The following is a 26,119-nucleotide window of genomic DNA, read 5'->3' on the forward strand; positions in this document are numbered from 1 at the left end:
ATAAAATAAGTATTTATAACTATTGACTAATTCCTAAATCAGAATTATTCTGAGTTACAAGATGAGCTACTGATGCTCTAAGCAGAAGCAGCAACACGAGTTAAAATCTTCCATCTAAAAAAGAGGTATTTATGACTGCTATTACTCACGTTCCAAATGTAGTATTCAAGACTCGTGTGCGGGATGAATCTATAGGTGGACCCAATCCTTACACTTGGAAAGACCTAACCACACAAGAAATTTTTGCTGGTAAGAAAGTAGTATTATTTGCTCTCCCAGGCGCTTTTACTCCTACCTGTTCTTCTACACATTTGCCTCGCTATGAAGAACTCTTTGAAGAATTTAAAGCGCAAGGTGTTGATCAAATCATTTGTTTGTCAGTTAATGACGCATTTGTAATGTTCCAATGGGGCAAACAACAAGGTGCTAAAAATGTCTTCTTGTTACCAGATGGTAGTGGAGAATTTAGCCGCAAAATGGGAATGTTAGTTGATAAATCTAACATCGGTTTTGGAATGCGTTCTTGGCGTTATGCAATGGTTGTCAATAACGGCGAAATTGAAAAAATGTTCATTGAACCTGGTTTTGCAGATAACTATGGTGATGACCCCTTTGAAGTATCTGATGCGGATACTGTTCTTGCTTACCTCAAAGGTGTAGAACGTTCTGCTGCTGTTGCACCTCGTTTAGCATTTGTTGGTTAATTACTAAAGCTAGAAAGAAATTTCAACCTTTTGACAGAGGTTGATAGTTTTTAATTCATCTAAGGCAAGGGAAGTTACTTTTAGGAAACTTCCTTTGCTTTTTTGTTTACATAGACAAAATACCCTTGTTTGGGTCTAATAAATTAGTTTCAAATCATTTATTTTGTCAGATACTATTCCAAAATATAAGAGCAGGATAAATTTTTAGCCTGATTCCATGCAAATGGAGTATTCAAGGAGGTGAATGAATAGTGAAAATTACAATTTCTGAATTAAAACTGAGGATTTCAGAACCGATTCTGGATGAACTAACACCTTGGGAAATGAAGACTCTTAAAGGTGGTTACACGATGAGAAAAGACAGAATAAATCCGCCAATAACCACTAATACAACTGATCTTTCAACACTATTAAAGGAACTAGACAGTAGTATGGAACAGTGGAAAATCAGTCTCAAGGATACAACAGATAGTTTGATAAACAGGCTTGATTTTTAATATCTGCTGTGAAAAAATTCAATATTTTCCTGATTTTCGTGTGTTTTCAGATTTAGTAACCTGAAGATGCACGATTTCTTATTTGGTAGGGGTTTAGCTCCGCTAAACCCTCGAAATTGCATCGTTTTCGGCTTTGGGAATAACTTATGGAGTAAGGTGCGTCAGATAAAGGAAATCTATTGTTTACCAAATTATCGGGTCTGACGCACCCTACAAGAGATAAAATCCACATTTCATATTTATGAATCTTTGTCAATTCGTAAGCTTTATAAAAGACAGAATTTAGATATTTGTGTCTTTTTTACTGGGTTCAAATCCTTGATTTTTCTGTTTCTGATGAATAAAAATAGTTGTAACGGTTAAGGAAACACCAACTTAACCAATTCACAAATTCCCACTTACAAAAGACAAGTTTTCTTGGAGGAAATTATGGCAAGTATTACTCTTTCTCAATTAAATGTAACTGGTTCTGAATTATTTCAAGATTCCGAAAGCTATCTTAATGATTTGAATGATGCAGCTTCTGTATCAATCAATGGTGGTGGTAGCGGTTTTAGCGATTTTGGTGTTTATGGCGATTTTGGTGTTAAATACTTGGAATTCTTAGTTGATGGATATGCGATCGCTAGTATTAAGCATATTGCTAAATCCTTCAGTGGTGATTCCTACCGCGGCTACTAATTACTTGGCTTTGTAGTTGACTACAAAGCCCCATACAACAATCCAGGGTGAAAAGTAAAAACCAATCTATGTTATTAACATCAGATTGGTTACTAATAATCCTGGATAGTTAATAAAATTGGAGCTGATATTCAGACTGGTGGGGTACATAAATTTACAGACATAAAAATTTAGTTTTTGTAGAGGGAAGAAATGGCTAATGTGACAATTTCTGATCTACATAATGCTCATGAAAAGAAGTTTATTATCAATCTAGATGATATGGATTCTATATCTATCTTTGGTGGTGAATATAATGATGTTCATCAAATACTTAATTATGGTGTAAAAGCGTTGGAATTTGTCGTGGCTATCTATGCTATAGATACTATCTCATTATTAACAAGGGCATTTAAAAAATAAATAATTTTTCATTTATTACGTTAATTATTTACCTAAATCTAGAAATTGACTAAACAATAGGGATTTATTGCACATATTACTATCATTTGAAATCATGCCATTTTTCATAAGTTCTAGTAATGTTTTCAACTACCTGATTGAAAACAAAATTTGTCAGCCAGAAGAGCAGTCATTAAGTAAAATAGAACTTAAATCTGCTAAAAACTTTAATTTATTAATTAGTTTATCAGATGGTAGTCAACTCCTAGTAAAACAAGAGCGTTATGATCGAAATGGCAAAACTTTAGGTGAATTTATAGATGAGTGGAAAGTTCATGATTTTTGCCAAAAATTCCCAGAAATAAGTCATTTACGAGTATCTTTATCAGAAGCCATTCATTTTGATTTAGAAAACTCCATCATTGTCTTTAACTATCTTAATGAATATCAAGATTTAGCCGAATTTTACGCCAAAAATCAGGAATTTTCTGCGGAAATTGCTCAATCAGTTGGTACGACTATTGCAGCTATTCATAGCCTGACAATAAACAACCAAAGCTACCAAAATTTCTTGGGAAATTCTCTAAAATTTCAAAATATTACCAAAGGATTAGATAGAATTACACCACAAATATTTGGTCAACTTCCGGCTGATGGTTTAAAGTTTTTTGCTCTCTATCAACGTTACGATAATTTAGGAAAAGCAATTGCACAATTAAATCAGGTTTTTACTCCCTCTTGTCTTACTCATAATGATCTCAAACTCAATAATATCCTTTTATCTTTGAACTGGGAAACAGAAATTGAAGAGAAATTACCTGGAAATAAAAATATCGTCCGACTAATTGATTGGGAAAGAGGTAATTGGGGAGATCCTGCTAATGATTTGGGAACCATAATCGCTAGTTATCTGCAAATTTGGTTGTATAGCATAGTCTCTAGTAAAACTATACCAATTGAGGAATGTTTGCGTTTAGCTGCTATTCCCCTATCAATGATTCAACCTTCTTTATCAACATTAGTTACGGCTTATTTAACTACTTTTCCAGAAATTTTAGAACTGCGTCCAGATTTTTTGGAATTAGTGATGCAGTTTAGCGGTTTAGCTTTAATTAGAGCTATTCAAGCTAGACTTCAACATGAAAAAACTTTTGATAATTCAGGTATTTGTATTCTCCAAGTTGCTAAGAGTTTATTATGTCGTCCTCAAGCATCTATTCCTACAATTTTGGGAATGGAATTGTCAACAATAACTGCTAAAAATTTATCTCTTGTTTAGAGAAGGAAAGTTTATATGCAAGTATTAGATTCTGTTTATAGTCAACTTTTTCACCTTCCGAAAGAATTACAAACAGCACTGCAAAATATTGTTGATTATTTGGAAATTGAGTCATTTTATGCTATTAAGCATCCAGATTACAAATTATTAGAATTGCCAGAATCATTAATCGCTCGGTTTAAGAATTTATCCTTAGATATTCAAACAAAACATTTGAGTATCCAATTGCGTAATTTTCTTTATAGTGCTTACTACAATGGTTCTTGGGATAACTCCCCTAGTGCTGATACTCAAATAAATAATCTTAGTAATAATAGCTTGTTTGGCATGGATTTGGAATTTTATGAAAGACTACATACAAGTAATACAGGTGGAGGTTATTGGAGTAATAATTGGTTGGTAGTTGAGGAAGAAGAAGATAGTTGTTTAGCAATACAAAAAAATGGTTTAACTTTGCATATTGAGCGGGATTTATATTTATCAGAAATTGATAAATCAGCTAATGTTGGGAATTTAGTGGCAATTAAAATGCCTAAAAATCTAGTTCAGAATGGATTCTATATGGCAGTATCTAATTTAGGTACTCAAGACAATCAAGATATTGTCAGAATCTACTTTAATGTATCCTCAGAAGGAGCAGTATCGGTGATGGAGAATGTGACTAGAGAATTCAATAATATGCAAGTTGCTTTCTCTTTTAAAGCTCTCTATAGTCCTGATCAATATAGACGTTATGATTCAGCAGTGCTTTATTTTAATAAACATGAATATCAAACTATTTACCCGATTTTACAAAAGATATATTTAGAAAATCAAGATAGCTTTTCTCAACAAGTACCTTTGTTTACAAAGCAACTAGCACCGGGGTTAGGTTGTGCTGAAGAACCAACCAATAAACTGGCAGAAAAAGAAAGTTTTGGCACTAATCGTTGTCAAATGATTGCTAATGGTTTGATTGCTGCTTGGCAAGCGGGTAATAATCATCCTGAAAGTCGCATGACAGCTATTTTTGAACAATTTGCATTGCACAAAATTAATCTACAATATCCTTATCTTAATGCTTATTCAGAGGATATTTATACGACCTTAAGTAGATAATAACAAGATCCCCGACTTCTTTAAGAAGTCGGGGATCTAACTTTTTTCAATTTTAACTAGCTTCACTAAATATTTCTATTGGGGAAGGAGGAGAATTTATTTCATCTCCTAATGTGGCGACAATTTCTAATTTATTAATTTGCTCTTTTAACCAATTAGTAAATAAATCTCCGAGAATAGCTACGCGCATTTGTTCATTCAATTCGGGAGCAATAATTTCTTCAACTATAATGATATGGACTCCTTTGGGTGTAATGACTGGTTTAATAATTTCTGGGGGATTAGCGGCAAAAACTGCGGCAGCAATTTCTGGTCTAAAATCACTACGTTTGCGGATACCTTGATATCCTCCAGCGCGACGGATTTCTGGATTTTCGATATATTGACGAGCTACTTCTTGAAAACTAATTTCTCCTTCTTGGAGAGCATAAAATATTTCTAAAGCTAAGTCTTCATCATCTAATATTACTTCATAGGTAACTGCTCCACTATAATCAAGTTGGTGAGCATAAAAGAATGATTCAACTTTCTCGGCAAACAAATGATGAGCTAATTTTGCTGATAGGAGATTGAGATTTGCGATTTCTTCAAAGTTATCTAAGGAAAGATAATGTTTTTGCAACCATGCCCAGGTGTCTTCTGCTTTAATCAGGTTGTTAACTAATCGTAAACTATCTGCGGTTTGTTGTAATTCTGCTATTTCGATGGTAATGCCTTCTTTTTGGGCAGTTTCTGTAATAATGTTTCTAGTGGCGATCGCTTCTAATAAATTAGGGATTTGACAGGATATTTTTAGGTGATAAATAATATCTTCTTGGGATATTTTTACAATATTAGACATGATTTAATCTCCTTGATTTACTAATTTTATTAAAAATTATTTTGAAAAAATAATATTTCAAGAATAATTAACCGCAGATGAACGCAGATAAAGATGGATAAATTAATGGATTTAATAATTTTGTTCTGACTCCTGACTCCTGCTATGGCGTATCTATCATATTTACCTGATATGTTATTTTCTTATCTCTATCTAATGGTAGTTTTAATATTTTTGATAATTTATAGCCGCAGAATTTGAAAATAAAAAACAAAAAAAACAAGATCCCCGACTTCTTTAAGAAATCGGGGATCTAAAATTGTTAACCGAGAGAAACAGTTAAACTTCCTGGTTTAGCTAAATCACCAGTTAACACCACACCCCGATTATTGATGTGTAAATGACGGAGAATTTTGTAAATTGCTTCCACTTCTTCCGCAGCGCCGGACATCTTTGCAAGTTCAGAAATAGAAAGTGCTTTTTTCTGGGTTTGCAACACTTCTAAAACTCGTTTTTGTAAATCCAGAATCACAGCGGCAGCTTTTTTACCAGCTTCCACACCTGGTTGGTGATAAGCATTGACATTTACTAAACTGGCATATAAACCCACAGCCCGTTCATACAATGCAATTAACGCGCCAACTGTGCGAGCATTAACTTGAGGAATGCTGACTGTAATCGAATCGCGGTTATTCTCATACAATGCTTGACGAGTTCCTAACAAGAAACCACAAAGATAATCACCGGAAGTGACTCCAGGATCAACTTCTGTGGATTTTCCTTGACGATCTTCTAAAACTTCAATTAAGGTAGCAAAGAAATTAGGGACACCTTCGCGTAATTGTTGCACGTAAGCGTGTTGATCGGTTGAACCTTTGTTACCATAAACTGCAATCCCTTGAAATACAGTTTTCCCATCTAAATCTTTTTCTTTACCCAAAGATTCCATGATGAGTTGTTGCAAATAGCGGCTAAATAGCAACAGGCTGTCCTTGTAGGGGAGGACTACCATATCTTTTTCACCTTTGCCATTTCCAGAGAAATACCAAGCAAGGGCTAATAAAGCGGCGGGGTTGTTTTTGAGATTGGGGACGCGGGTGGCATCATCCATTTCTTTTGCCCCGGACAGCATGGCACGGATATCTATGCCCTGTAATGCCGCAGGTACTAGCCCGACAGCGGACATTTCTGAGGTACGTCCACCTACCCAATCGTACATGGAGAACCGGGCTAACCAATTTTCAGCTTTGGCGACTTTATCCAGGTTGCTATCTTGTCCGGTAATGGCAACTGCATATTTAGCAAAGTCTAATTTTTGGGCTGTGTAGGCTTGTTTAACCTCAATCATGCCATTGCGAGGTTCGGGTGTGCCTCCAGATTTGGAAATGACTAATACCAAGGTTGTGGCTAGTTTATCGCCAAGTTGGGCAAGAACCCGATCAATTCCGGTGGGGTCAGAATTGTCTATAAAGTGAATTTGTAGGGGTGGTATGTCGGGAGATAGGGCTTGGGCGACAAATTGGGGACCCAAGGCTGAACCACCAATACCAATGGAAATAATATCTGTGAAGCGGCATTCCTTGGGGGGATGAATTGCCCCGGTGTGTACCTGGTCGGCAAAAGCTTCGATTTGTTCTAAGGTTTGAACTATTTCTTGGGTGAGTTCGGGGGTGGGGGCTAAATCTGGATTCCGCAACCAGTAATGTCCTACCATGCGGTTTTCGTCGGGATTGGCGATCGCCCCTTTTTCTAATTCCACCATATCCGCAAACGCTTTGTCAAATTTAGGTTGTAACGATGCCACAAACCCATCATCAAACTGCATCCGACTGATATCTAAATACAGTCCTAATCCCTCGTGTAAATATAACCAATCTTGGTATCGTTGCCAAAGTGCCTGAGCATCCATAAGAGGGAATTCTCAAATATATTGATCAAACTCCAGTTTAATGTATGGTTTTGGCGATCCCTGCTTTGTCTTATACAGTTTGTAATCATCTGCCGAAACATAGGGAAAATGTAATATATATCATCAGTAATTATTCAGATCCATATTTTTCTAAAAAGTTCGGAATTTTGTCCTTCAGTTCAACTCTTCACTATGTTTACTGGGTAAGTATCAAGAGCTTTAATCACTTGACTCATTCTTTCATACAGTGATACTATCTACCCACAATAGGATAAGTAGGTGAATAGAAAAATTTAAAGGTATATAACGAAATGTAAATTCAATAAATACCTTGCACATAGGTTATTTCACCGTTTTTACAAAACTAAACATATATTGTTTTTATTGTGTCTACCTACTTAAACAACGTGGAATATTATGCAATATTTCCCCGAATTTTCCAATGTCCTCTAAGATTAAGGATCAATAAAATGCTAAATAAGATATTATTTTTATTGATATCTTTCAAGAAAGACACAGTAGAACACTTGCTATCTTTAATTAAAAAAATAAATATTAAATTTCTAAAAGTTAACTCAGAATCCCATTCATCGAAAACTAAAAACAACCAAACAGATCAAATACTTGGTGAGGTTCAAGAGTTCTTACTTTTATTACAAAGAGAATGTCATTTATATTTATCTGAAACTCAAAGATTCACAGATATACAAAATGAAATAAAAGCAACAGGAACATATTGGCAAACTTATGACGAGTTAGCTTATGGTGCTAAATTGGCATGGCGGAATAGCACTAGATGTATAGGTCGTAACTATTGGGATTTATTGTCAGTTAATGATTACCGCAGTTTAAATAAACCAGATGAAATATTTGATGCTTTAGTAGAACATTTAAGGTCGGCTACTAATGAAGGTCGAATTAAACCTTTGATCACTGTTTTCGCACCGCAAGAACCTAATCAACCAGGAATCAGAATCTGGAATGAACAACTGATTCGCTATGCAGGTTATGAACAATTTGATGGTTCTATTATTGGTGATCCAAAATATGTAGAATTCACAAAAATTGTTCATAAAATGGGATGGAAAGGAAGTAAAGGCACTCCTTTTGATATTTTGCCAATTGTCATTCAAATGCCTAACCAGCAACCTCATCTGTTCGAGTTACCTTCTGATGTAGTTCTTGAAGTATCAATCCAACATCCTGAATATCCTTGGTTTGCTGAATTGGGTTTGAAGTGGCACGCAGTCCCATTAATTAGCAATATGATGTTAGATATTGGTGGAATTAAATATACATCTGCTCCCTTTAACGGTTGGTATATGGGAACTGAAATTGGATCTCGTAATTTTGGCGATGAATCTCGTTACAACTTGTTATTTATCGTGGCACAAAAATTAGGTTTGAATCCTCGATCTAACTACACATTATGGCGAGATCGTGCTTTAGTAGAATTAAATATCGCTGTTCTTTACTCATTTCAAAAAGCTGGCGTAACTATCGTTGATCATCATACAGAAAGTCGTCATTTTATCCAGTTTGAAAAGAAAGAAAAATTAAATCAAAGATGTGCTTATGCAGACTGGTATTGGATTGTGCCACCGATGTCTGGGTCTGCAACTCCAGTTTTTCATCGCACTTATGAAAATATTGAGTTAAAACCTAATTTCTTTTATCAACCTGACCCTTGGCGACAATCTGATGTTGACCTCAAATTAAAGTGTCCCGTTACCTAAGAGGATGTTTGAAAAGTCCCCCTCCTCGCTTGCGGGGAGGGTTGGGGTGGGGTTCTTGTATTTCACTCAGCCAAGAACCGCTATATTGATGTATCAAAAACTTTTAGATCCCCCTAAAGCCATTTTTCCTAATTCAATCAAGACAAGATTATACACCCGTGCGGGTTCTAAACTTTTGAAGTCCATTAAAAAAGATTCAAAATACACTACAATTTATGGCACTAAGAAGCAGGGCAGCAAATAAATAATTATTACTGACAACTAACTAAACTATGATCGAATATCTGATTTTTCTTGCTATTTCTACCGCCACCTTCGCCCTGTTCGGACTAGGACTCAATCTCCAATGGGGTTTTACCGGTTTAATTAACTTTGGTCATATTGCTTTCATGACTTTGGGTGCGTATACGACGGTTTTATTAAGTCTCAAGGGCGTACCGTTACTGCTATCGGCGGGAATCGGGGCAATTGTTGCCGCAATGCTTGGGTTAGTAATTGGCTTTGCAACTTTGCGGTTACGCGAAGACTATCTTTCAATTGTCACCATTGGTACAGGCGAATTAATTCGATTAATAGTCAATAATCAGGATTTACCCGTAGGTAATACGTGGATATCGGGATCTTTCGGTGTGCAAAGTTATGTTATCCCGTTATCAACAACTCCCAATTTATTTTTCCGCTTGGTGATGATTGGGGTACTAACTTTATTAACAGGAATTACCTTATTTTCTCTATGGCGTTGGGTACGGACTGCTCAAATTTCTGCAAATAATAATATAATTAGAAATAGTAGTCTTAAACAAGAATTTACCTCTCGGTTAATAGTCGGAATTGCTTTAGGGTTATTAGCTACTGCAATTTATATTTCTGGTGTAATTGGACTCTATAATTATAATCCCAAAGCCGGGTTAATGTTGTTCATATTGTTAATTTTAGCTTTTGTCTTTTGGCGGTTGGAAATTTTAGTGCGATCGCCCTGGGGAAGAGTGCTAAAATCTATTCGGGAAGATGAAGAAGTCCCCAAAGCATTAGGTAAAAACGTCTTCTCCTATAAACTCCAATCATTAATGTTAGGTGGGGCAGTTGCCGGCATAGCTGGAGCATTTTTCGCTTGGCAACTAGGCGCAATTTACCCCGATAACTTCCAACCTCAACTCACCTTTGATGCCTGGATTATGGTAATTTTAGGTGGTTCTGGTAATAATCTAGGAACTATTTTAGGTGCGGTTATTTTCTTTGCCTATGATGCCCTCACTAGAGAATTTTTACCCAAAATTGTTCCCCTAGATGTAGAACGGATTGGTGCATTTCGGATTATGTTTATTGGGTTACTGTTAATGGTATTGATGATTTGGCGACCTCAAGGTATTTTAGGGAAAAAGGAAGAACTAACTCTGGGTAAATAATTATAAAACCCGATTAAGAAAAAATTACGGGTTTTATTGTTAAAATAGTTGATACAAGCCGTTTATGGGAAAAATAGCCATGACAGTTGCAACTGCTAAAAAGATGACTTTGGAAGAATTTCTTAATTATGACGATGGGACCGATAATTTATATGAATTTGAGAACGGAGAATTAATTACTATGCCTTCTGAAAGTGAGCTAAATTGTCGGATAGCGATGTTTTTAGTGGCCTATTTTCTGAAATTAGGTATTCCATATTATCGGTTAAGAATGAAAACAGAAATTGCTGTGAATAGTCGGCAGGTGGGGGTGCGTGTTCCTGATTTAGTGGTGTTTTCTGAAGAATTAGCTCAGGTGATGCAGGGGGCTACACGCTCGCTAATTTTAATGGATATGCCGCTGCCTTTGTTGGTAGTTGAGGTAGTGAGTCCAAATCAGGAAAATCGTGATTATCGTTATAAGCGTTCTGAGTATGCAGCGCGGGGAATTACTGAGTATTGGATTGTTGATCCAATTGGGCAAAAAGTGACGGTTTTGGAATGGGTGGAGGGTTTTTATGAGGAGCAGGTTTATACTGGGGATGATATGATTTGTTCGCCTCTATTTAGTGATTTAAAGTTAACTGTGGCTGAGGTTTTACAGGGATGAAATTTGATTAACTCTGACAATTTTTATTTGATAACAATAATTAAAAACCAACAAAAAACCTAAAAATGGTAAATAATATCGAATCACCCCAACTACCTCTTTTAGCTGCAACTGGACTTTGTAAAAATTTTGGCGGCATTAAAGCAGTTCAAGAAGCTAATATTGAAGTGATTAAAGGTAGTATTACTGGATTAATTGGTCCCAATGGGGCAGGAAAAACTACTTTATTTAATTTACTCTCTAATTTTATTCGTCCCGATAAAGGGAGAGTGATTTTTGATGGTGAACCTGTTCATCAATTACAACCATACCAAATTGCCCAACAGGGATTAGTGAGAACTTTTCAAGTTGCCCGGGCTTTATCGAAGTTATCAGTATTAGAAAATATGCTTTTGGGGGCGCAAAAACAAACCGGCGAGAACTTTTGGCAAGTGCAATTTCAACCCCATATTGTTGCTAAAGAAGAAAAGCAACTAAAAGAACGAGCAATGTTTTTGTTAGAATCTGTAGGCTTAGAAAAAAAAGCCCATGATTATGCCGGTGGTTTATCTGGGGGACAGCGGAAACTTTTAGAAATCGGTCGGGCATTGATGACCAATCCTAAGTTAATATTGCTAGATGAACCTGCTGCTGGCGTAAATCCCAGATTAATTGATGAAATAAGCGATCGCATTCTAGCCTGGAATCGTCACGACGGCATGACATTTTTAATTATCGAACATAACATGGACGTAATTATGTCCTTATGTGATCGAGTTTGGGTATTAGCTGAAGGACAAAATCTAGCTGTTGGTAGTCCTACAGAAATCCAAAATAATACCAAAGTTTTAGAAGCATATTTAGGACAATGATATTATATTAGATATGCCCAAAAAAATTAGAGAACTGAAAAATTTATTACTGCAATCAGGTTTTACTTGTCGGACTGGAAAAGGTAGTCATACTAACTGGTACCATCCTTTATTATCTGGACGAGTTACTATATCAGGTAAAGACGGAAAAGATGCGAAAGAATACCAAGAGAAAGATGTTAGTAACGCCATCAAAAGAATAGAAGAAATAAAAAAACCTCAAGAGGAAGCACAAAATGAATAATCATTACACAATCATTATTCAATGGTCAGAAGAAGATAACTGCTTTGTGGTAAGTCTTCCTGAATGGGGAGAATTTTGTCACACTCATGGAGACACTTATGAAGAGGCTTTAAAAAATGCCCAAGAAGTTTTAGAAATGCTGATTTCATCTTATTTAGAAGACGGACAACCAATCCCCGAACCGCAAATTTTAGGGAAGTCATTAACAGCAGCTTAATTAGATCAATTAGATCAGATCCCCGACTTCTTAAAGAAGTCGGGGATCTAGAAATCCACAATCCAACACCCTATGAATCGTAACCTACAAGAAACCCATTTAAACCGCGCCCGTGCTAGTCTTAGACAAGCATTATCTTGGTATGGATATCTCCGTAAATCGGGACAACTAGCCGCAAATCCAGAATTAGCAAGTTTGCTAAAACCAGAAATAGAAACTTTAAATACCACACTCAATAAATTAGATGCCAATGTCATCAGAATTGCCGCTTTTGGTTTAGTCAGTCGGGGAAAATCAGCAGTATTAAATTCACTTTTAGGAGAAAAAATTCTGCAAACCGGACCTCTAAATGGTGTCACTCAATGGCCGCGTTCTGTACCTTGGAAACCCGGAGATAAGGTATTAGTCGAATTAATTGATACCCCTGGTCTAGATGAAATTGCTGGCGATTCACGAGCGCAAATGGCACGAGACGTAGCGCGTCAAGCTGATTTAATTTTGTTTGTGGTTTCTGGGGATATTACTAGAACTGAATATCAAGGATTATTAGAATTACGTCAGGCACAAAAACCCTTAATTTTAGTATTTAATAAAATTGATTTATACCCAGAAACAGATAAAAATGCAATTTATAAAAATCTCCAACAATTAGGCGCAGGAAATATCCAAAATAAACCCTTGTTACCAGATGAAATTGTCATGATAGCGGCTGAACCTGCACCAATGGAAGTGAGAGTAGAATATGCAGATGGAAGTATCACTTCTGAATGGGAAACACCACCACCGCAAGTAGATGAATTAAAGCAAACAATCTTAAATATATTAAATAGAGAAGGGCGTTCTCTTTTAGCTTTAAATGCACTAATTCAAGCTAGAGAATCCGAAGAAAATATTGCTCAAAAAACCGTTCATATCCGCGAAAAAGAAGCAGAAGATATAATCTGGCGATTTAGCCAATATAAAGCCTTAGCTATTGGTTTAAATCCTATTGCTTTTTTAGATGTAATTGGTGGTTTAATTACCGATTTAGCCTTAATTCGGGCTTTAGCTAAATTGTATGGTTTACCTATGACAAGCTATGAAGCCAGTGAACTATTAAAAACAATTTTATTCAGTTCCGGTGGTTTATTATTAAGCGAAATTGGCAGTAGTTTTATATTAGGTTTAGGTAAAAGTACCGCAGCGATCGCCAGTGGTGATAATCCTCTCAATATTACCACTTTTTTCGGAAGTGCGATCGCCCAAGGTGGAATTGCCGGTTATGGTGCTTATACAGTCGGTAAAGCCGCACAACTATATCTAGAAAAAGGCTGTACTTGGGGACAATTAGGCGCTAATACCGTCATTCGGGAAATTCTATCTCAAGTAGATAAAAATACTATTTTGTATCGCTTACAGCAAGAATTGGGCAGTAATTTTGGTGAATTATAAAATTACCTTAACTGTAGGGGTAAAGCACAATGCTAAACCCTGCCTTCTAACTCTTGACTCCTGCTGTATCATGTCATGATTATATCATCATAGAATAAAAAAGTATATAAACTAACTAAAAATAATTATTTGAATTGTTACTCTGAAAAAGAGTTTACCAACTCTGAGTAAAAATTATTCATTATCAATTCTTAAAGCTCCTCATTAACCTTTATCTCCACTAACAAAGGTAACATTATTATGGTATCCCTAAACGAAGTTATCAATGGCAAAAAACCCATTGAAGAAGCGATTCTAGAATCTATTGCAGAAGCCAGAATAACCTGCGAAGAAAATGGTAATAATTCCGCTAATTGTGCAGTAGCTTGGGATATTGTCGAAGAATTGCAAGCAGAAAAAGCCCATCAAAAACAAGCAAAACACCGCAAAACAGCCTTAGAAACCTACTGCGAAATGTATCCAGATGCCTTAGAGTGTTTGATTTACGATCTTTAATTTAGACCAGCAGCAATTCTCATTAAAAATTACGAGGGGGGATAATTCTTCCCTCATAAAACTGCCTTTCTAACTTACTCAAATTCCACCATCCTGCACCGAACAACAGAGGAACAAATGTTTCCATCATCACGAATAAAATTGATTTTGTCTCCACCAAAAAAGCCAACAAAGGACTACTAGCTAAAGCAACGATGCTAAGAACACCACACCAAAATTTTAACTGTTGAATTTTCTTTAAAGCCTGACGACAACTAACACATTTTTCTGTGTGGGAATGATATCTTTCTAGCAGTAATTCTCTATTTAGTAACAGTGGTGGTAAAGATTCGCCCGGAAATGTTTCTCCATGATATTGATTTACCCACTTACGTAACTCAGCCACAAAAGTATCTGCTTTTGTCGCCAAATAAAAGGCTTTATTAAAATTAGCACTACCACCTTTATCTGCTAAATAACGTTCTTGATAATGGAGAAAAATTTGATCATCTTCTAAAACGCCATTTTGACCAATATGGACATACCAACGGGGTCGAATTTTAATAAAAAATCCTGGTAATTTAGACTTGAAATTAAACGGGAAACGGGCAATTATCCGACATTCACCTTTGCGAATCGGCACAGCATAAACAACAGTTAAAATTCTGCCTTTTTCAGCATTAATATCATGCCACATCAACCCAGGAGCAATAAATGTTGTGGAAAGTTTTCCCGATTGTCCCGCTTTTAATCCTTGTTTCCAAATCCCTTCAAAACCATGTTTTCCTGATTCAACTATTTCTAATTCCAAAGGTGCAGCATTGGCACGATTTCCCACTGTCAGATGATGGGTAAAGGCAATATGACTAGGATCAAGGATATTTTCTAATAATGTTAAAGCATCATAAGGAACATCTCGAAAAGTGTTCATAATTACCCATCCTTCTGGTGCTGTTTCTATTGGTTCAATTAGAGGAATTTTTGTATTTGCAGCATTTTCTGGATTCCCAGCATAGACAAATAATAATCCTTGTCTTTCTGTTGTTGGTAAAGATGAAACACAAGCTCTTGGAGAAGTTTCTGCTTTCGCACCTGGTACTTGTTGGGGAATTTTTTGACAACTTCCATCTCCAGCAAATGACCAACCATGATAAGGACATTCTAATAGTCCATCTTCATTAATTCTGCCTTCCGAAAGAGGTGCAAGACGGTGAGGACATTGATCTATAAATACTTGCCAAGATGAGTTTTTTTGATCCCACCAAATTACAATATCTTTACCCAAAAGAGTGAACGGAGTGGGTTTGGATTTATCTAAATCCTGAAGATAGTGAACTGGATACCATGCTTCTGCTAATTCAAAAGCATCTGGGTTACTTCCTCCAGGTAATATTTCTGTTAAAGAATTTTCGTTGCTAAAAGATTGTGTTTGCACCATTTTCTATACTAATTTATTTTCAATAATGTTTAATTTAACATTCTAGCAATAATCATCCCCAACTGAACACTGACAATTCCCAAAATACCACTACCTAAAAAATAACCAGCAGCAGCTAACCAATTACCACGTTGTAATAAGCCAACTGTATCTAAACCAAAAGTAGAAAAAGTAGTATATGCCCCTAAAAATCCTGTAGCAACAATTAATTTAATTTCTGGTGAAATCAGTGCTGTTTTTTCCATAGCTAAAGTTGCAAAAAACCCCATTGCCAAACAACCGCTAATATTAATAAAAAAAGTTCCATAGGGAAAACTAGACCCAAAGCGGTTTGTAAACCACAAAGTTAAATAATAGCGACTTAAAGCTCCAGCTATTGCCCCTAAACTAATGGCAATGGGAATACGAATTTCTACCTGTTGTAACATTATTAATCTTTTATTCAATCAACCTCAAACGGAAAACCGTACTCTAGTGAGAGGTTTTCATCACTGTACCCCAAATTTGCACTCGATACAATCAAGGGGTGGCTAAAAAGATGCTGTTGTCCAGACAAAGTTACAAAAATTAACACAGCATAAGTAGGAGAGTTATCAAGATGGGAAATCAACTAAAAACCGCTATTTTACTGGCTACTCTCAGTGGTTTATTAATAGCAATTAGTTACTGGGTGATTGGTGGTACGGGGGGCTTAGTCATCGGAATTGGGTTAGCCGCAGCAACTAACCTCTTCTCATGGTATCAGTCAGATAAGATTGCTTTAGCAGTATACAACGCTCAACCTGTCACCGCAGCAGAAGCACCCGGACTGTATCGTATCGTCCAAAAACTATCTACCCGTGCAAATATTCCCATGCCGGGGGTGTATATTGTTCCTAGTTCCACTGCCAACGCTTTTGCGACAGGAAGAGACCCTGAACACGCGGCTGTGGCTGTTACTGCCGGGATTTTAGACATCCTCCCAGAGGATGAATTAGAAGGCGTAATTGCCCACGAACTTACCCATATTATCAATCGTGATACCTTAACTCAAGCGATCGCGGCCACTGTCGCCGGTGCTGTTTCCTTCCTCGCACAAATGCTCAGTTATAGTATGTGGTTTGGTGGCGGTTCACGGGATAATGAAAGAGGTGGAAATCCTTTAGGTGTCTTAGCAACAGTTCTATTTGCGCCCATTGCTGCTACTGTAATTCAGTTAGCAATTTCCCGCACCAGAGAATTTTCCGCTGATGCTGGTGCAGCAAAATTAACAGGTAATCCTCGCGCCTTAGCTAAAGCGTTACAACGGTTAGAATCCACAGCTAGACAAATGCCTTTGAATGCTAACCCAGCTTTTGAACCATTATTAATTATTCATCCCATTTCCGGGCAATTTTTGGGAAATCTTTTCTCTAGTCACCCAGCAACTGAAGCCCGTGTAAAAGCTTTACTGGAATTAGAATCGCAACTTATGAGTCGTTAATAATCTATCTTTGGTCATAAGTATATTGATAAATCCCCAATTAACTGATGACCAAATTATGATCATGACAGGTGCAATATTCATCCACAAGTAAACTTTACCAACAGGATGCCGCAACCATGACTACTAACAATATTGAATCTATAGAAATCGTAGAAATTAGTCTTCATACCAGCGAAAATGGTGAGATAGATGAAGTCAAGCAAGAAACTACAGCACTATTGGAAGCAATTAAAAACCGCGCCCAAGCTGAAGCCGAATCTGCCGGTACTATTACCCGTGAAACCTATTTAAATGCTGTGCGTCAGGTGCGGGAAGCTATTGAAAGAGATAAACTCATTGAACGCGATCGCTTAGAATATTCTTGGGCAAAAATTCAAGAAGAATTAGAGCATAATTGGAAATTACTGCACAAAGACATCACAGACTTAGGCGATAGATTTCAAAATGCTGCTAAAGCAGCTTGGGAAACTTTCAATGCCCCTCCTGATCAAGATTAATATAGCGGGTATGCACTCTTTGTGAGATCCATTAACCACATCGTCAAGCCTGTAGGGGCGGGGTTCCCCCGCCCTCCATTGTATTACTGAAGATAACTTCTAAAATAATAACATCTAGGGATATAGCATAATTGAATCCCTTTTTTTTAAAACTATATAGCGCTTACTTAACAAATCTAAACCCTTAAAAATAAATCTTTTCAAAGATATTCAAAGTCGATAATCGGCAAAAATAAACATTGATAATATAAAAAATCAGGCAGTTTTTCATGTTCTAAATAATTCTTTCTTCTTTCTGACTCCTGACCCCTAACTCCTAACGTAAGTGGGGAAGAGGAGATTACAAAAACTGCTTTTCCTCTTCCCTATTCTTATTTGAAAGCAACTTTCACATTAGCAACAGCAACTTCCTTAGTAGCTGCTTCAATATTCACCGTTGCAGGTGCATTAGAACCCTTAAACCACAGTAGTACAGCAGGAGCTACGCCTAACGCCACACCTAGCAATACCGGGATAGGAAACCCAGCCGCCAAACTCATCACTGTCGCAAAACCAAAATTACCTAAATAGACTAATAAAGGAACATTCAATTGGTAATTGTCCAACTTAATCGGGCTTTTGCTCCATAACAAAGCCGCGACAGTCATAAATAACGACCCAGTACCCATCCAACCAGCAAAATTCTGGTAAGGCATTCCAAAGAAAGCCCCAGGTTGTTGCCAATACCAGAAGGGAAGAGAAGTTTGACTCATGGCTGGGTCAAGCACAAAATCCCAAGAAGTGAGCAGTAAAGCCCCCAAAACAATTGCTCCCACGTGACGGAACAAAGTGGGTTTTTTATCTACCTCTAAACCCGCCCGCGCCAACACATAAGAAACTAATCCTACATAAAACCATGAAAGGGGAATTGTAAAAGGCACTAACCCGGAAATTTTATAACCCAAACCACTCAAATAGCTGTAGTGACCAAAAGGAAAACCAGTGCTAGTCCCTAGTAATTCACTAGTCAAAGAAATCAATACAGATGGGATTAAAAATCCTAAAGCGCGTCCTAAACCTAAGCTTCGGTAAGCATAGAGGAACACTCCCAGCGCTCCTAAAATCATATATACCACACCGCCGCCCGCCATGCTCCACTGCATGACGCTTTGTCCAACTTCTGATAAGCTGACAATCATCTCAGCATTGGGAATAACAATCAGTATCCCCACCAGTCCAAATACCATAGAAACGATATGACCAATTAGGCATACGCGCTCGACGATAACAAGTTGTCTCATGATCAATCCTTAATGATATGCCAGATGGCTACTCAACTGCTAACAGTTTACAAATATTTATGAACAATTTGACTAAATGTTGATATTTATTCTCTCAAAATGGGAATCAAGAGTGAAATTCAACCTTTAGAAACCTTATAGGTTCAGTAAATCTGTGAAATAATGAATGCAACTGATATTGAAAATACCAGTATATAACGATTTGTAACTGAGTGGGGTACAGAACTTTTAAAGTTATAACAACCGCCAAGTTTATAAGAACTAGGGGAGAAATTTCCTTTTTCTGTCCTTCTGACTCCTAACTCCCGCTATATGTCAATTTTGAAAAAAATTCCTTGGTTTTCTTTAACACTTGTATTTTTGAGTTACAGTACATTAGGCTGGGTGATATTTGAAGAAAAAGCCCCTTGGTATGTACGGCTGATAACTGTGCTAACTATCCTGCTGTCCCTGATTTCCATCACCAATCCTTGGTTAAAACTCGATGATTATTCTCATATTTTCTTCAAGTCAAACGCTAGGACTTTTTTGGTGGCTATCTTAGCAGCTTTCCTATTTTTTCTAATGATTGCCTGGTTTCGAGTATTTCTTGATACTTTACTTATTATCTGTGCCACTATTTTGGCTAAAATAGACTTTCAATCAGTTGGTTTAAAACCAGCACTAGCTTTTGGCTATATATCTTTTTGCTCACTGCTTGGTTTAGGATTGGGCGCACTTATCAATTACTACATTTAGAATTAGTCATTAGTCACTAGTCATTAGTCATTAAATTAATAACTAATGGCCAATAACTAATAAATAACTAGCTGGCTACAGCTTCTACAAGTTCTACCGCTACTGGATAAACGCTAACTTTCTTCTGGCTTTTACCTCTTCTTTCAAAGGTAACTACACCATCAACTAAAGCAAACAAAGTATCATCACTACCGATACCAACATTGTTACCAGGATGAACCTTAGTACCACGTTGACGGACGAGAATATTACCTGCACGTACAGTTTGTCCACCATAACGCTTTACACCTAGTCGTTGAGCATTAGAGTCACGACCGTTTCGCGTACTACCCGTTCCCTTCTTATGAGCCATGATTTCCTCTTTTCTATTTACTTTATTTATCCCAGCTAGTTATCTAGTTTAGGCTAGGAAAAAGATGATTAATTATTGGTAATTACATTACTCTTTATCACCTCTTGCCTATTCCCTAACTAGCAACTTAACCTTATTTATGATTCTTCTGCGGTTTCTTCCACGAAATCAGCATTAATAACGGGACTTTCAGCCATTGTTGGGGCTTCTTCGTAAGCTAAAACTTCGCCGTTAAGATTGATAGAATTAATCAAAAATCTGGTAATTTCCTGGCGATGTCCCCGTTTTTTGCGGGTTTTCTTTTTAGGTTTCATCTTATACACCAGGACTTTGCGACCTCTGAAATGTCGCATAATTGTCCCTTCCACTGTTGCGCCTTCTACTAAAGGTTGTCCAATGGAAACTGCGCCTTCGTGATGTACAAGTAATACTGCGTTGATGGTAACTTTTTCATCTGGTTCAGCGGTTAGTAGTTCAATGTCGTAAAAGCGACCTGCTTCTACTTTCATTTGTTTACCGCCAGTTTCAATAATCGCGTAGGTCATTAAAATCGTCCTTGAGTTGCCGTACAGGTAGCTGACTATAATCTCCTGTAGAGACGCTATTTATAGCTTTTGCCAGCCTTTGAAGTATGTCTACCTGATCCGAGCAGGAATTAGACAGACAATCTAATATATTACCCGATTGATAGCTAATCAGTCAACCTTTCAGAAAATATAATTTTATTTTCCACTAATTTACGAAAAGGTAATTCTTGAATTTGTAGTTGATCATGACACAGATGGAAAAATTTTTAACTAATCTGAGCGACTTAATAGGGTTGCTCGGATTTTTTTTACATATAATATCACGCAGGGAAATTCTCTCTAACAAAAGTTGATCAATTAATTGTGCTATGGTTAGTATGAGATTTCACCTTGTATTTTTTAGTAGTATATCATTTATTTAGATTCGGTATTTTGGCATAACCACCAAAATTTAGTTTTTCCTGAGAAATCCCTAAGAATTTTCTAAGCAAAATATCATCTTTCTGAATATGATTTTTTAGCTAATCATAATTTTAAATTATATTATTTAAGTAATAATGAATTTAAAGGTTGAGACAATAAATATTTTATCCGTTAACATATTGAGGAATTTTAATCATGAAACTAAGCCATTTGTTGACTTTGAGTTTATCTTCTTTTGTGATATTTAGCTGTGTTCAAGAAGGATCAAATAATCAATCTAATGCCAATCCATTAGCTAGTAATACATCTATTCGCAATTCTTCAATTCAAACTGACTCTTTAGCTCAATCAGAAAAATCTCAAGATGCAAAGGTTATTAGCTCAGGTGCATTTGTTTCGGGAGAGCATACAACTCAAGGAGCAGTTAGTATTATGACAAAAAATGGTAAATCATTTCTAGAGCTTAACCAATCATTTAAGACTTCTAAATCAGGTCCAGATTTAGTGGTAATTTTACATCGTTCCAATGATGTGATTAATTCGACTAAACCTCCAGCATATCCTTTAAAAAGAGGAGATTATTTTGTTTTAGCTCCTTTAAAAAAATATAGTGGATCTCAAGTATATTCAATTCCTGATACTATTAAATTAACAGACTATAAATCTGTTGGTATTTGGTGTCGCAAGTTTAATGCTACGTTTGGTGCTGCTAGTACACTGCGGCGTAAGTAAATGAACCATTTTCAAGCCTTGTAATCAATCAAATTTTCGGAGCTTTTAATGGTCATGTTATTTATGCCAACCTGTACTAGTTTGAGTAGTTAAATTTCAAAAGTCATATTTTGACTGCAATTATTGTTCATATCAGCAACTTATTCAAGAAGTAGCTGATATTGTTCGTCAAAGCCTGATTATAAGGTAAACTAATGGAATTGACTGATAAACATTAGTGACATTATGCCAGCATTTTTATTAGAGGTCGGTACAGAAGAATTACCCGCAGGTTTTTTGAGTGATGCTATTGTACAATGGCGATCGCACATTCCCGAAAGCCTAGAAACCCACAATCTCCCCAATACCGTTGTTGAAGTCTATGGAACACCCCGCAGGTTAGCAGTTCTCATTACCGGTTTACCTTCCCAACAAGCAGACAGGGAAGAAGAAATCAAAGGACCACCCGCACAAGCAGCTTTTAAAGATGGACAACCCACTAAAGCCGCCATTGGTTTTGCGACTAAGCAAGGTGTAGATATTTCCGCTTTAGAAATTCGTCCCACAGACAAAGGGGATTTTGTTTTTGTCAACAAACAAATTTCCGGTCGTCCCATAGCCGATATTTTAACCGAACTTGTACCCCAATGGGTTTGGAACTTAGAAGGTAAGCGGTTAATGCGTTGGGGACATGGTGACGCTAGATTTTCCCGGCCAATTCGGTGGTTAGTCACATTGTTAGATGGGGAAATTTTACCATTACAATTAGAAAATGGGGCAAAAGTTGTTAAAAGTAACCGAATTTCTCGCACCCATAGAGTCTTACACCCCGAACCTGTCAGCATTTCCCACGCTACAGAATATGTGAAAACATTGGCTTCCGGTTATGTAAATGTTCCCCCAGAAAACCGAGCCGAAATCATCACAAATCAAGTCAAAGCAGCCGCCGAAAAACTAGGCGGATATACCCCAATTTACCCCGATTTACTAGCAGAGGTTGTCAATTTAGTTGAATATCCTACAGCAGTTATCGGACAATTTGAAGAAGAATTTCTCAACTTACCCAAAGAAGTAATTACCGAAGTTATGGTAAGTCATCAGCGTTATTTTCCCGTTTTCAAAAATGCTGCTTGTCAGGAATTGTTACCCAATTTTATCACTATTAGTAACGGAGATCCTGCCAAATCAGATATTATCGCTGTCGGGAATGCCAGAGTAATTCGAGCGCGGTTAGCAGACGGTAGATTTTTCTATGAAGCCGATTTAGCTAAACCCTTAGAAACCTATTTACCCCAATTAGAAAAAGTCACCTTCCAAGAAGATTTAGGTTCAGTTCGCGTCAAAGTTGAAAGAATAGTTAAAAATGCCGAAAAGATTACTACTCAATTACAATTAAATCCCAGCCAAAGCCAGAATATACAAAGAGCCGCATTACTTTGTAAAGCAGATTTAGTTACGCAAATGGTCTATGAATTTCCCGAATTACAGGGAATTATGGGCGAAAAATATGCCTTAGCAAATGGCGAAAATCCAGAAGTTGCAAAAGCCATTTTCGAGCATTATTTACCCAGAAATGCTGATGATATTTTTCCCCAAACTCTCACAGGTCAAGTTATCGGTTTAGCTGATAGATTAGATACTTTAGTTAGTATATTTGGTTTAGGATTAATTCCTTCCGGTTCATCAGATCCTTTTGCATTGCGTCGCGCAGCAAATGCCATTGTTAATATTACCTGGTTGGCGAATTTGCAAATTAATTTATCAACCCTTTTAGAACAAATCGCCACAGATTTCGCTACAACTTTTAACAAAGATGCCAAATCCTTAATTAAAACTTTGCAAGAATTTTTCCTGCAACGGATTCGCACCTTATTACAAGATGAAAAACAGATAGATTACGATTTGGTAAATGCAGTTTTGGGAGAAAATGATCCCGAATATACAGAACGTGCATTAACTGATTTATTAGATGTCCGCGATCGCGCTCTCTATTTACAACAAATCCGCAAAGATGGTACATTAGATAAAATCTACGAAACTGTCAACCGTTCCACACGCCTCGCAGCACAAGGAAATCTAGACTTTCAACAACTAGAACCACAGTCTTTAATTAATCCCCAACTCTTCCAGAAAAAATCCGAATCAGGATTTTATAACGCTTTACTTGAATTAGTTCCCCAAACCCAAGCAGCACAAAAGAATCGGGATTACCAACTGTTAGTAACTGCACTAGCAAAAATCGCTCCTACCGTCAGTACCTTTTTTGATGGTGAAGATAGCGTTTTAGTTATGGACTCAAATCCCGATATTAAGCAAAATCGCTTAAATTTGCTGGGATTACTGCGAAATCACGCCCGTGTTCTGGCTGACTTTGGCGCAATAGTCAAAAATTTGTAGCATAAAGCAACAAAAAGTGGTGTAATTTCTGCAAATTAACACTACAATAGGGGAGCTTAACCAGGGATGCTACATAGTCTATGCCAGAAGCGTTAATTATTGGATTCGGAAAATCCGGTGTTGCTGCGGCAAGATTGTTGAAACAGGAAGGCTGGGAGGTAGAACTTTGCGACAGTAGCACCTCCCCAACCCTCCTCGAACAACAACAACAACTCGCCAGCGAACATATCACCGTCAAATTAGGACACAAACCAGAATTCACCAGTTCTGATATATCCAAGTTAATAGTTGTCAGTCCCGGAGTTCCTTGGGATATTCCTATTTTAGCCAAAGCGCGAGAACTAGGCATAGAAACTATTGGCGAAATGGAACTAGCTTGGCGACATTTACAAGATATTCCTTGGGTAGCAATCACCGGTACAAATGGTAAAACTACCACCACCGCGTTAACAGCAGCCATTTTCCAAACAGCAGGATTGAACGCTCCCGCCTGTGGTAACATTGGTTACGCTGCTTGTGAGGTAGCAATAGAGGCAAGAGGCAATACTTCGACTTCGCTCAGTAACCAGAGGCAAGAGGCAAGAGGGAATACAGAAAAAAATTCCGTTGATTGGATAATTGGCGAACTTAGTAGTTATCAAATCGAATCTTCTGTGACATTAGCGCCTCGAATTGGGATTTGGACAACCTTCACACCAGATCATTTAGCTCGTCATAAAACATTAGAACATTACTATAATATCAAAGCCAAATTATTACATAATTCCCAAATTCAAATATTTAATGGTGATGATATTTATTTGAGCAAATTAGGATTAAATCATTGGCCAAATGCCTATTGGACAAGCGTTAAAGGTGAAAAATTCCTAATAGGTGAAAAAGGCTTTTATATAGAAAATGGCTGGGTAATTGAAAAAACTACCACTACACCTCAACCCATTGTCGAGGTATCTGCATTGCGAATGGTAGGAGAACATAACCAGCAAAATCTCCTCATGTCCGTCGCCGCCGCTAGATTAGCAGGTATAAATATTGCCACCATTTCTCAAGCTGTGCGTGAATTTCCTGGTGTTCCCCATCGCTTAGAACATATCTGCAATTGGCAAGGAATTGACTTTATTAATGATAGCAAAGCCACCAATTACGACGCAGCCGAAGTGGGTTTAGCATCTGTGCAAAGTCCTGCCATTTTAATCGCTGGTGGAGAAGCCAAAGCCGGAGATGATACCGCCTGGTTAGCGCAAATTCAAGCCAAAGCCGCCGCAGTCTTACTCATAGGTAAAGCAGCACCAGCATTTGCTCAACGTTTGCAAGATGTAGGATATAGTAATTATTACATAGTGGAAATAATGGAAAATGCTGTATCTATGTCTGCGGAATTAGCTAAAAAACATCAAGCCTCTGTAGTATTATTATCTCCAGCTTGCGCTAGTTTTGATCAATATCCTAACTTTGAAATGCGCGGTGAAGACTTTCGGCAATTGTGTCAAAAATATCTAACGTAAGTTGCTAGTTAGAGAAATTGTCAGAATCAGGATATCCAGGATTAAAGGATGAACAGGATGAGAACTGGAATTTTATCACCTAAAAAGAATACCGATTAAATAAACCACGAAGACACGAAGAACACGAAGGAAGAAGAAAAGAAGATAGGTAATTTTTCACTGGGAAGGGAGTAGATTAATAACCAGATACAAATATTACATTGTATTAATTTGACTTGTCACTTTAGTACGCCGTTTAGTTATTATAAATAACTAAGTAGATTGGTAACAATCAACTGTAATATGTAGTTAATTTAATTTAACCCGCAACCAAAGGATAATATATGGCTGACTTGGAAAGTCTACTTAGTAATTTGCCAAATATTCTTGATGAACTTAATCGGTTCTACCGCTCCCTTTATGGAGAAAT

At 37.0% G+C, this 26,119-nt stretch carries 27 protein-coding genes; 20 read left to right on the plus strand and 7 right to left on the minus strand.

The window, feature by feature from the left end; all coding sequences use genetic code 11:
- Nucleotides 1-131: 131 nt before the first annotated feature.
- From FJR05_RS17675 to FJR05_RS17700, 6 genes are all read left to right on the plus strand, one after another.
- A complete protein-coding gene (locus FJR05_RS17675) occupies nucleotides 132-704 on the plus strand; it encodes a peroxiredoxin (RefSeq protein ID WP_168645320.1) in 573 nt (190 codons plus the stop codon).
- 251 nt (nucleotides 705-955) lie between these two features.
- Nucleotides 956-1,201 carry a hypothetical protein gene (locus FJR05_RS17680; protein WP_168645321.1) on the plus strand — a complete coding sequence of 82 codons (246 nt, stop codon included), beginning with the start codon at nucleotides 956-958 and terminating at the stop codon, nucleotides 1,199-1,201.
- Nucleotides 1,202-1,630: 429 nt separating this feature from the next.
- Entirely contained in the window at nucleotides 1,631-1,882 is a 252-nt protein-coding gene (locus FJR05_RS17685) for a hypothetical protein (protein ID WP_168645322.1), read from the plus strand.
- Between the two features lie 192 nt (nucleotides 1,883-2,074).
- Nucleotides 2,075-2,284, plus strand: a complete 210-nt coding sequence (locus tag FJR05_RS17690; protein WP_168645323.1) for a hypothetical protein — start codon at nucleotides 2,075-2,077, stop codon at nucleotides 2,282-2,284.
- 94 nt (nucleotides 2,285-2,378) lie between these two features.
- Nucleotides 2,379-3,542, plus strand: coding sequence for a phosphotransferase family protein (locus tag FJR05_RS17695; protein ID WP_168645324.1), 1,164 nt, complete (start codon nucleotides 2,379-2,381; stop codon nucleotides 3,540-3,542).
- A 15-nt stretch (nucleotides 3,543-3,557) separates the two neighbouring features.
- The gene (locus FJR05_RS17700) at nucleotides 3,558-4,640 is read left to right on the plus strand and encodes a T3SS effector HopA1 family protein (RefSeq protein ID WP_168645325.1); all 1,083 of its coding nucleotides are present in this window, start codon (nucleotides 3,558-3,560) and stop codon (nucleotides 4,638-4,640) included.
- A gap of 52 nt (nucleotides 4,641-4,692) precedes the next feature.
- Here the strand turns inward: FJR05_RS17700 and FJR05_RS17705 are convergent, their stop codons facing one another.
- Nucleotides 4,693-5,481, minus strand: coding sequence for a peptidylprolyl isomerase (locus FJR05_RS17705; RefSeq protein WP_168645326.1), 789 nt, complete (start codon nucleotides 5,479-5,481; stop codon nucleotides 4,693-4,695).
- A 301-nt stretch (nucleotides 5,482-5,782) separates the two neighbouring features.
- Nucleotides 5,783-7,369: a glucose-6-phosphate isomerase gene (locus FJR05_RS17710; RefSeq protein WP_168645327.1), complete on the minus strand. Its 1,587-nt coding sequence runs from the start codon at nucleotides 7,367-7,369 to the stop codon at nucleotides 5,783-5,785.
- Nucleotides 7,370-7,839: 470 nt separating this feature from the next.
- Between FJR05_RS17710 and FJR05_RS17715 the strand changes: the two genes are divergently transcribed.
- From FJR05_RS17715 to FJR05_RS17750, 8 genes are all read left to right on the plus strand, one after another.
- Nucleotides 7,840-9,105: a nitric oxide synthase oxygenase gene (locus FJR05_RS17715; protein ID WP_174783762.1), complete on the plus strand. Its 1,266-nt coding sequence runs from the start codon at nucleotides 7,840-7,842 to the stop codon at nucleotides 9,103-9,105.
- A gap of 272 nt (nucleotides 9,106-9,377) precedes the next feature.
- The gene (locus FJR05_RS17720) at nucleotides 9,378-10,511 is read left to right on the plus strand and encodes a branched-chain amino acid ABC transporter permease (RefSeq protein WP_168645328.1); all 1,134 of its coding nucleotides are present in this window, start codon (nucleotides 9,378-9,380) and stop codon (nucleotides 10,509-10,511) included.
- 79 nt (nucleotides 10,512-10,590) lie between these two features.
- A complete protein-coding gene (locus tag FJR05_RS17725; RefSeq protein WP_168645329.1) occupies nucleotides 10,591-11,160 on the plus strand; it encodes a Uma2 family endonuclease in 570 nt (189 codons plus the stop codon).
- Between the two features lie 65 nt (nucleotides 11,161-11,225).
- A complete protein-coding gene (locus FJR05_RS17730) occupies nucleotides 11,226-12,011 on the plus strand; it encodes an ABC transporter ATP-binding protein (RefSeq protein ID WP_168645330.1) in 786 nt (261 codons plus the stop codon).
- Between the two features lie 13 nt (nucleotides 12,012-12,024).
- Nucleotides 12,025-12,255: a type II toxin-antitoxin system HicA family toxin gene (locus FJR05_RS17735; protein WP_168645331.1), complete on the plus strand. Its 231-nt coding sequence runs from the start codon at nucleotides 12,025-12,027 to the stop codon at nucleotides 12,253-12,255.
- Entirely contained in the window at nucleotides 12,248-12,472 is a 225-nt protein-coding gene (locus FJR05_RS17740; protein WP_168645332.1) for a type II toxin-antitoxin system HicB family antitoxin, read from the plus strand. Before FJR05_RS17735 ends, FJR05_RS17740 begins: the two co-directional genes overlap by 8 nt.
- 72 nt (nucleotides 12,473-12,544) lie before the next feature.
- A complete protein-coding gene (locus tag FJR05_RS17745) occupies nucleotides 12,545-13,903 on the plus strand; it encodes a GTP-binding protein (RefSeq protein WP_168645333.1) in 1,359 nt (452 codons plus the stop codon).
- A gap of 240 nt (nucleotides 13,904-14,143) precedes the next feature.
- Entirely contained in the window at nucleotides 14,144-14,398 is a 255-nt protein-coding gene (locus FJR05_RS17750) for a Calvin cycle protein CP12 (protein ID WP_168645334.1), read from the plus strand.
- Between the two features lie 22 nt (nucleotides 14,399-14,420).
- Here FJR05_RS17750 and FJR05_RS17755 read toward each other — a convergent pair whose 3' ends face one another.
- Both FJR05_RS17755 and crcB read right to left on the minus strand, forming a co-directional pair.
- Nucleotides 14,421-15,815, minus strand: coding sequence for a Rieske 2Fe-2S domain-containing protein (locus FJR05_RS17755; RefSeq protein ID WP_168645335.1), 1,395 nt, complete (start codon nucleotides 15,813-15,815; stop codon nucleotides 14,421-14,423).
- 29 nt (nucleotides 15,816-15,844) lie between these two features.
- A complete protein-coding gene (gene crcB, locus FJR05_RS17760; RefSeq protein ID WP_168645336.1) occupies nucleotides 15,845-16,243 on the minus strand; it encodes a fluoride efflux transporter CrcB in 399 nt (132 codons plus the stop codon).
- 170 nt (nucleotides 16,244-16,413) lie between these two features.
- Between crcB and FJR05_RS17765 the strand changes: the two genes are divergently transcribed.
- Entirely contained in the window at nucleotides 16,414-17,277 is an 864-nt protein-coding gene (locus tag FJR05_RS17765; RefSeq protein ID WP_168645337.1) for a zinc metalloprotease HtpX, read from the plus strand.
- Nucleotides 17,278-17,396: 119 nt separating this feature from the next.
- Nucleotides 17,397-17,777: a hypothetical protein gene (locus tag FJR05_RS17770; RefSeq protein ID WP_168645338.1), complete on the plus strand. Its 381-nt coding sequence runs from the start codon at nucleotides 17,397-17,399 to the stop codon at nucleotides 17,775-17,777.
- A 371-nt stretch (nucleotides 17,778-18,148) separates the two neighbouring features.
- Here FJR05_RS17770 and cruF read toward each other — a convergent pair whose 3' ends face one another.
- Nucleotides 18,149-19,057 (minus strand): gamma-carotene 1'-hydroxylase CruF, encoded by a 909-nt coding sequence (gene cruF / locus FJR05_RS17775; RefSeq protein ID WP_168645339.1) that lies wholly within the window; start codon nucleotides 19,055-19,057, stop codon nucleotides 18,149-18,151.
- A 312-nt stretch (nucleotides 19,058-19,369) separates the two neighbouring features.
- Between cruF and FJR05_RS17780 the strand changes: the two genes are divergently transcribed.
- On the plus strand, nucleotides 19,370-19,795 hold the full coding sequence (locus tag FJR05_RS17780) for a hypothetical protein (protein ID WP_168645340.1): 426 nt from the start codon (nucleotides 19,370-19,372) through the stop codon (nucleotides 19,793-19,795).
- A 67-nt stretch (nucleotides 19,796-19,862) separates the two neighbouring features.
- Here the strand turns inward: FJR05_RS17780 and rpmA are convergent, their stop codons facing one another.
- Nucleotides 19,863-20,147, minus strand: coding sequence for a 50S ribosomal protein L27 (rpmA, locus tag FJR05_RS17785; RefSeq protein ID WP_027403157.1), 285 nt, complete (start codon nucleotides 20,145-20,147; stop codon nucleotides 19,863-19,865).
- 137 nt (nucleotides 20,148-20,284) lie between these two features.
- On the minus strand, nucleotides 20,285-20,692 hold the full coding sequence (gene rplU / locus FJR05_RS17790; RefSeq protein ID WP_027403158.1) for a 50S ribosomal protein L21: 408 nt from the start codon (nucleotides 20,690-20,692) through the stop codon (nucleotides 20,285-20,287).
- A gap of 600 nt (nucleotides 20,693-21,292) precedes the next feature.
- Here rplU and FJR05_RS17795 point away from each other — a divergent pair.
- The 3 genes from FJR05_RS17795 to murD all read left to right on the plus strand — a co-directional run bounded on the left by FJR05_RS17795 (nucleotide 21,293) and on the right by murD (nucleotide 25,710).
- Nucleotides 21,293-21,829, plus strand: a complete 537-nt coding sequence (locus FJR05_RS17795; RefSeq protein ID WP_168645341.1) for a DM13 domain-containing protein — start codon at nucleotides 21,293-21,295, stop codon at nucleotides 21,827-21,829.
- Between the two features lie 225 nt (nucleotides 21,830-22,054).
- The gene (glyS, locus tag FJR05_RS17800) at nucleotides 22,055-24,205 is read left to right on the plus strand and encodes a glycine--tRNA ligase subunit beta (RefSeq protein ID WP_168645342.1); all 2,151 of its coding nucleotides are present in this window, start codon (nucleotides 22,055-22,057) and stop codon (nucleotides 24,203-24,205) included.
- 80 nt (nucleotides 24,206-24,285) lie between these two features.
- Entirely contained in the window at nucleotides 24,286-25,710 is a 1,425-nt protein-coding gene (gene murD / locus FJR05_RS17805) for a UDP-N-acetylmuramoyl-L-alanine--D-glutamate ligase (RefSeq protein ID WP_168645343.1), read from the plus strand.
- Nucleotides 25,711-26,119 lie beyond the last annotated feature (409 nt).

It is taken from the genome of Dolichospermum sp. UHCC 0259 (assembly GCF_009711935.1).
Lineage (GTDB): Bacteria > Cyanobacteriota > Cyanobacteriia > Cyanobacteriales > Nostocaceae > Dolichospermum.

Excerpts from the sequence above, each read along its gene's own strand:
- FJR05_RS17675 (WP_168645320.1), top strand. The coding sequence starts at position 132 with ATGACTGCTATTACTCACGTTCCAAATGTAGTATTCAAGACTCGTGTG.
- FJR05_RS17685 (WP_168645322.1), top strand. The coding sequence starts at position 1,631 with ATGGCAAGTATTACTCTTTCTCAATTAAATGTAACTGGTTCTGAATTA.
- FJR05_RS17690 (WP_168645323.1), top strand. The coding sequence starts at position 2,075 with ATGGCTAATGTGACAATTTCTGATCTACATAATGCTCATGAAAAGAAG.
- FJR05_RS17695 (WP_168645324.1), top strand. The coding sequence starts at position 2,379 with ATGCCATTTTTCATAAGTTCTAGTAATGTTTTCAACTACCTGATTGAA.
- FJR05_RS17700 (WP_168645325.1), top strand. The coding sequence starts at position 3,558 with ATGCAAGTATTAGATTCTGTTTATAGTCAACTTTTTCACCTTCCGAAA.
- FJR05_RS17705 (WP_168645326.1), bottom strand. The coding sequence starts at position 5,481 with ATGTCTAATATTGTAAAAATATCCCAAGAAGATATTATTTATCACCTA.
- FJR05_RS17710 (WP_168645327.1), bottom strand. The coding sequence starts at position 7,369 with ATGGATGCTCAGGCACTTTGGCAACGATACCAAGATTGGTTATATTTA.
- FJR05_RS17715 (WP_174783762.1), top strand. The coding sequence starts at position 7,840 with ATGCTAAATAAGATATTATTTTTATTGATATCTTTCAAGAAAGACACA.
- FJR05_RS17720 (WP_168645328.1), top strand. The coding sequence starts at position 9,378 with ATGATCGAATATCTGATTTTTCTTGCTATTTCTACCGCCACCTTCGCC.
- FJR05_RS17725 (WP_168645329.1), top strand. The coding sequence starts at position 10,591 with ATGACAGTTGCAACTGCTAAAAAGATGACTTTGGAAGAATTTCTTAAT.
- FJR05_RS17730 (WP_168645330.1), top strand. The coding sequence starts at position 11,226 with ATGGTAAATAATATCGAATCACCCCAACTACCTCTTTTAGCTGCAACT.
- FJR05_RS17735 (WP_168645331.1), top strand. The coding sequence starts at position 12,025 with ATGCCCAAAAAAATTAGAGAACTGAAAAATTTATTACTGCAATCAGGT.
- FJR05_RS17740 (WP_168645332.1), top strand. The coding sequence starts at position 12,248 with ATGAATAATCATTACACAATCATTATTCAATGGTCAGAAGAAGATAAC.
- FJR05_RS17745 (WP_168645333.1), top strand. The coding sequence starts at position 12,545 with ATGAATCGTAACCTACAAGAAACCCATTTAAACCGCGCCCGTGCTAGT.
- FJR05_RS17750 (WP_168645334.1), top strand. The coding sequence starts at position 14,144 with ATGGTATCCCTAAACGAAGTTATCAATGGCAAAAAACCCATTGAAGAA.
- FJR05_RS17755 (WP_168645335.1), bottom strand. The coding sequence starts at position 15,815 with ATGGTGCAAACACAATCTTTTAGCAACGAAAATTCTTTAACAGAAATA.
- crcB (WP_168645336.1), bottom strand. The coding sequence starts at position 16,243 with ATGTTACAACAGGTAGAAATTCGTATTCCCATTGCCATTAGTTTAGGG.
- FJR05_RS17765 (WP_168645337.1), top strand. The coding sequence starts at position 16,414 with ATGGGAAATCAACTAAAAACCGCTATTTTACTGGCTACTCTCAGTGGT.
- FJR05_RS17770 (WP_168645338.1), top strand. The coding sequence starts at position 17,397 with ATGACTACTAACAATATTGAATCTATAGAAATCGTAGAAATTAGTCTT.
- cruF (WP_168645339.1), bottom strand. The coding sequence starts at position 19,057 with ATGAGACAACTTGTTATCGTCGAGCGCGTATGCCTAATTGGTCATATC.
- FJR05_RS17780 (WP_168645340.1), top strand. The coding sequence starts at position 19,370 with ATGTCAATTTTGAAAAAAATTCCTTGGTTTTCTTTAACACTTGTATTT.
- rpmA (WP_027403157.1), bottom strand. The coding sequence starts at position 20,147 with ATGGCTCATAAGAAGGGAACGGGTAGTACGCGAAACGGTCGTGACTCT.
- rplU (WP_027403158.1), bottom strand. The coding sequence starts at position 20,692 with ATGACCTACGCGATTATTGAAACTGGCGGTAAACAAATGAAAGTAGAA.
- FJR05_RS17795 (WP_168645341.1), top strand. The coding sequence starts at position 21,293 with ATGAAACTAAGCCATTTGTTGACTTTGAGTTTATCTTCTTTTGTGATA.
- glyS (WP_168645342.1), top strand. The coding sequence starts at position 22,055 with ATGCCAGCATTTTTATTAGAGGTCGGTACAGAAGAATTACCCGCAGGT.
- murD (WP_168645343.1), top strand. The coding sequence starts at position 24,286 with ATGCCAGAAGCGTTAATTATTGGATTCGGAAAATCCGGTGTTGCTGCG.